The organism is Arthrobacter sp. H5 (assembly GCF_000520595.1).
Taxonomy (GTDB): domain Bacteria; phylum Actinomycetota; class Actinomycetes; order Actinomycetales; family Micrococcaceae; genus Arthrobacter_D.
The window spans coordinates 18,508-23,415 of record NZ_KI915001.1 but is presented as its reverse complement, the minus strand read 5'-3'; the positions used below and the strand labels follow the sequence as shown (position 1 = coordinate 23,415).

The window sequence follows — 4,908 nt, the reverse complement described above, 5'->3', positions numbered from 1 at the left end:
CCTATCCAGCCGATGTAACAGAGTTCGACGGCGGGCAGGAGGTTTTTGACGGCCTCACTGCCTTTCCCACGCCGGGCCATACACCCGGTCATGTCGCCTACCAGTGGGGCGCCGTCCTGTTCAGCGGCGACTCCGTGGTGGTGCGGAAGAACGGCGACATCGGCCGCTTCTACCGTCCGCTGAACAGTGACAACGTCCTGGCGGAGAAGACCACGGACCTCCTTCGCGGCCGGATTGCCGGCGGTTCCATCCGGTGGATCTGCCCCGGACACAATCCACCATGTAAGGTCCGCCGGTAAGGCCACCCTTTCCCGGGACGGCGCCGCGCGCCCACCCGTTAGGCTCTTGACATGCGTACGTTCCGCCGACTCCGCCTGATGTCTTTCACCAAGTCCCTGATGATCCGCGGAGCCTTGGCTTTCGCCGCCGTGCAGGCCACGGTCATTGCAGTCATCGTGATCATCGACGGCATCCAGAAGAAACGACGCAGCAGACGTCCGGGCTTCCCCCATCCCGGGATCTTCGAAGGCGAAGTGGCCGGTTCCAGGACCACCGTCTATACCTACGGGCACGATCTTTACGAGGCGATGATCGCTGCGATCGACGGCGCCCAGCACCGGATCATGCTGGAGACGTACATCTGGAAGGGCGACGCCATCGGCAAACGGTTCAAGGATGCCCTCAATGCCGCGGCCGAGCGCGGTGTGAAGGTTCATGTGATCTATGACGGCTTTGCCAACCTGGTGGTGCCCTTCACGTTCTACCGCTTTCACCCGCACGTGCAGGTCTTCCGCTTCCCCGTTATCCGCCCCTCCATTGTGTTCACCAACATCCGCGGCACCGGATTTGACCACCGCAAGATCATGATCGTGGATGACCGCATCGGCTTTGTGGGCGGCTACAACATCGGCTCGCTCTACGCATCGAAGTGGCGTGATACGCACCTGTCGGTTGAAGGGAAATCCGTCTGGGAACTGCGGCAGGCTTTCGTGGCGTTTTGGAATTCCCGTGCGGTTGGCCGCCGCGAACAACTGCCGGAGACCAGCGCAGACTTTTGGGAGCCACGCCTGCGCGCGGTCAACAACATCCCGGCCAACCTGGTCTTTCCCATCAGGGGCGTGTATCTGGACGCGATCAACCGCGCAAAGAGCCACATCTACATGACCACCGCCTACTTCATCCCGGACCAGCAGATCCTTGAGGCACTGCTGCGCGCCAGTAAACGCGGCGTCGACGTCCGCGTGATCCTGCCCGAAGATTCCAACCATGTGGTCTCGGACTGGCTGTCCCGCGGGTTCTACACTGCGCTCCTGGGTGACGGCGTCAAAGTGCTCCTCTACCAGAACGCCATGATCCACGCGAAGACCGCCACCGTGGACGGCGAGTGGTCAACTGTGGGAACCGCAAACATCGACCGTTTGAGCCTCACCGGCAACTACGAGATCAACCTCGAAATCTTCGACCCTGAACTCGCCGCCACCATGGAGCGGATCTTTGAGATCGACAGCAGCAACAGCCGCACCCTGACCCTGGACGAGTGGGAGGGCCGGCACATCGTTGCGCGGGTCAGCGAAGCAATTCTGGCTCCCCTGCGTCCATTCCTGTAGTCCAGTCTCAGTAAGGTGGAAGACGCGCCGTCCACGGCGGCGCCGACAATACAGCTGACAACGAAGTCAATCCAAAGGACGCACTCATGCCCACTGCACAGCCCAAACCGAAGACGTCTGCGGTTTCCGCCGCCATGCGGCCCATCAATAACGTGGTGGAACGCTATATCCCCAGCGCCCTGGTGTTCGCCGTGGTCCTCAGCCTGGTGGTGGCCATCGCGGCGCTCATCTTCACCGACGCGGGGCCTGTGGATGTTCTCAATGGCTGGGGAGACGGGCTGGCCGGGCTGCTCGCCTTCATGACGCAGATGGCACTGATTCTGCTGCTGGGCCATGCGCTCGCGCACACGGGTCCTGTCCGCAAACTGCTTGCCCGTCTGGGCGGTATCCCGCGCACCCCGGTCCAGGCGTACGTATCTGTTTTCCTGATTGCCGCCATCGCTTCGCTGATCACCTGGGGACTCGGGCTGGTGGTCGGCGGCCTGCTAGCCAAGGAAGTGGCGGCGCAGGCCCGCGAAAAAGGAATGGCGCTCCACTTCCCCATGCTGGTGGCGTCAGGTTTCTCCGGATTTGTTGTCTGGCACATGGGCTATTCGGGCTCCGGGCCGCTGACTGCCGCCACTGAAGGCTCCTTCATCGCCGAGCAGCTGGGAGGCACGATTCCCATCAGTGAAACCACCTTCTCGTGGTGGAACATCACGGCAGCCATTGTCACAATCATCCTGGTGGGCGCAGCCTTGGGCTTCATCTCACCCCGTTCCGGCGACAAGATTTCCGAGCTGCAGGTCGATGCCCGGCGCACCGACGACGTCGACATTGACGACGACGTTGTCACCCCTGCCGACCGCGTCGACGCCAGCCGCATCCTCACCGCCCTGGTGGGCCTGGCACTCGTGGCCTATCTGGTGGTCCACTATGTGCAGGGCGGAACCGCAACACTCGACATAGTGAATTGGACTTTCCTTGCGCTGCTCTTCCTACTGGTCCGCAGCCCGTTTGAGCTGATCGCCCTGGTGAAGAACGCTGCGTCCAATGTGGGCGAAATCCTGCTGCAGTTCCCGCTGTACGCCGGAATCATGGGCATGATGACGACGACGGGCCTCATCAACGTGGTGTCGGACGGCATCGTGGGGATCGCCAACCCCACCACGTTCGGGCTGCTCGCGTTGCTTTCGGCCGGTCTGGTGAACTTCTTTGTTCCCTCCGGCGGCGGCCAGTTCGCTGTACAGGCACCCATCATGCTCGACGCCGCCGAGCGTCTGGGTGTGGATCCCTCGATTGCGATCATGGCGGTGTCCTACGGCGACCAGTGGACCAATATGATCCAGCCGTTCTGGGCATTGCCGCTGCTGGCCATAGCAGGGCTGAAGATGCGGGACATCCTCGGCTACACCATGGTCACACTGATTGTCTCCGGCGTAGTCTTCGCAGGCATCCTGCTGATCGTGGGCGCGGGTTAGGAACCGGCAACGCGTTACTCCGTGGCGGCGGAGAACCGGTCCAGGTACCCCTCGCGCGACTGGTGAACGTGCGAGGCCATCAGAGCCTCCGCCTCGGCGGCGTTGCCGGCATCGATTGCCGCCATGATGCTGCGGTGCTCTCGCCAGGACTGTTTGCCGCGGGTGTTCACATCCGTTGCGTAGAGCCACTCGATCTTGCCGGAAATCTGCCTGAGCAGCGCCGTCAGGGAGGCGCTGCCGCTCAGGTCGGCCACCCCCAGATGGAAACGGATGTTCAGTTCGGGCAACAGGTCCAGGCGGTCCTGCGCGATGACGCGGTCGCCGTCGTCGAGCACGGCCGCCAGCACCCTGCGAGCCTTCCACCACTCGGCACTAGGCGCACCCGCCGCGAATTGCGCGGCAGCACGTTTGGCCGCCCGGCGTGCGGTGGCTGCTTCCAATGCCTCACGGACAAAGAACAGGTCATCAGCATCGTCCACGGGAATTTTGGACACCGTTGAGCCGGCGTACGGCTTGGACTCCACAAAGCCCTCCGCTTCCAGGGTTCGCAATGCCTCGCGGACCGGTACCCGGGATATCCCGTACTTCGCGGCCAGTGCGGCCTCTGTCACCCTGGTTCCGGGCGGAAGCGTGCCAAAGATAATGTCACGGCGGATCTCGTCCTGGACACGCTGTTTGGGCGCCGGCTCGCGTGGCCCGTCCGGCGATTCAGGTGAAGAAGGCTCAGGCTGCAAAGGCTGCACCGGGGATCGCTCCAAGTAGCTCCTTGGTGTAGTCGGCGTCCGGGTTGAGGAACACCTTGTCCACGCTGCCCTCCTCGACCACCGAACCGGATTTCATCACCAGCACGTTGTGGGCAATCTGGCGCACCACCGCGAGGTCGTGAGTGATAAACAGGTAGGTCAGCCCCAGCCTATCCTGCAGCTCAGACAGCAGGTTCAGGATCTGGTCCTGCACCAGCACATCCAGGGCGGAGACCGCCTCGTCGCAGATCAGCAACTCCGGCTCCAGTGCCAGTGCCCGGGCAATGGCCACACGTTGCCGCTGGCCGCCCGAGAGCTCGTTGGGCCGCCGCTGAGCGAGGCTGTGCGGCAGTGCCACCTTCTCCAGCAGTTCGGCCACCTTGTTCCGCCGGCTCTGCTTGTCCCCCACCTTGAAAATCCGCAGCGGCTCGTCAATCAGGCGTTCGATGCTGTAGGTGGGATCCAATGATCCGTACGGGTCCTGGAACACGGGCTGCACCATTCGCCGTAGTGCACGGCGGTCCTGTCCGCGGGTCTGCGTGATACTGCGGCCTTTGATGAGGGCCTCACCGCCGGTGGGAGTCTCCAGCCCAAGGATGATCCGGGCAACCGTGGTCTTGCCGGAGCCCGACTCGCCCACCACCGCCGTCGTTGTCCCCTGCTGGACACTAAACGAAATGTTGTCCACCGCACGGACGGTTCCGCCGCGCTGGCCACGCAGCTTGAACTCCTTGCAGAGGTCCTTCACCACAAGGATTGGTTCGGGGCCGGCGGGGGAACTGACTTCCGACCCAGGCAACTGCCTCTCCAAAGCCGCAGCCACGGACGGCGCGGCGGCAACCAGTTGCCGGGTGTAGTCTTCCTGCGGGTCGAGCAGGATCTCGCGGGGCGTGCCGACTTCAACAATCCGGCCCTCCGACATGACAATAATCCTGTCCGTGCGGTCCGCGGCCAGCCCCAGGTCATGGGTGACAAACAACAGGGACGTCCCCCGGGCGTCCACCAGGGTCTGGAGGTGGTTCAGGATCTGGCGTTGCACAGTCACATCAAGGGCCGACGTCGGCTCGTCAGCGATCAGAAGGTCCGGCTCCCCCGCCA

5 protein-coding genes are annotated in these 4,908 nt (G+C 63.2%); 3 read left to right on the top strand and 2 right to left on the bottom strand.

Annotated elements, in window-relative coordinates:
- The 3 genes from Y708_RS25100 to Y708_RS0113795 all read left to right on the top strand — a co-directional run.
- The coding region (locus Y708_RS25100; RefSeq protein WP_155853875.1) for an MBL fold metallo-hydrolase at nt 1-299 on the top strand (299 nt) is incomplete at its 5' end.
- Between the two features lie 51 nt (nt 300-350).
- Nucleotides 351-1,607, top strand: coding sequence for a phospholipase D-like domain-containing protein (locus Y708_RS0113800; RefSeq protein ID WP_081746803.1), 1,257 nt, complete (start codon nt 351-353; stop codon nt 1,605-1,607).
- An 86-nt stretch (nt 1,608-1,693) separates the two neighbouring features.
- Nucleotides 1,694-3,067 (top strand): short-chain fatty acid transporter, encoded by a 1,374-nt coding sequence (locus Y708_RS0113795; protein WP_028280387.1) that lies wholly within the window; start codon nt 1,694-1,696, stop codon nt 3,065-3,067.
- A 14-nt stretch (nt 3,068-3,081) separates the two neighbouring features.
- Here the strand turns inward: Y708_RS0113795 and Y708_RS25095 are convergent, their stop codons facing one another.
- Both Y708_RS25095 and Y708_RS25090 read right to left on the bottom strand, forming a co-directional pair.
- Nucleotides 3,082-3,825, bottom strand: coding sequence for a GntR family transcriptional regulator (locus Y708_RS25095; protein WP_253905818.1), 744 nt, complete (start codon nt 3,823-3,825; stop codon nt 3,082-3,084).
- Nucleotides 3,791-4,908: ABC transporter ATP-binding protein (locus Y708_RS25090; RefSeq protein WP_035776368.1), on the bottom strand; the 1,118-nt coding region annotated here is incomplete at its 5' end. The genes Y708_RS25090 and Y708_RS25095, both read right to left, overlap by 35 nt.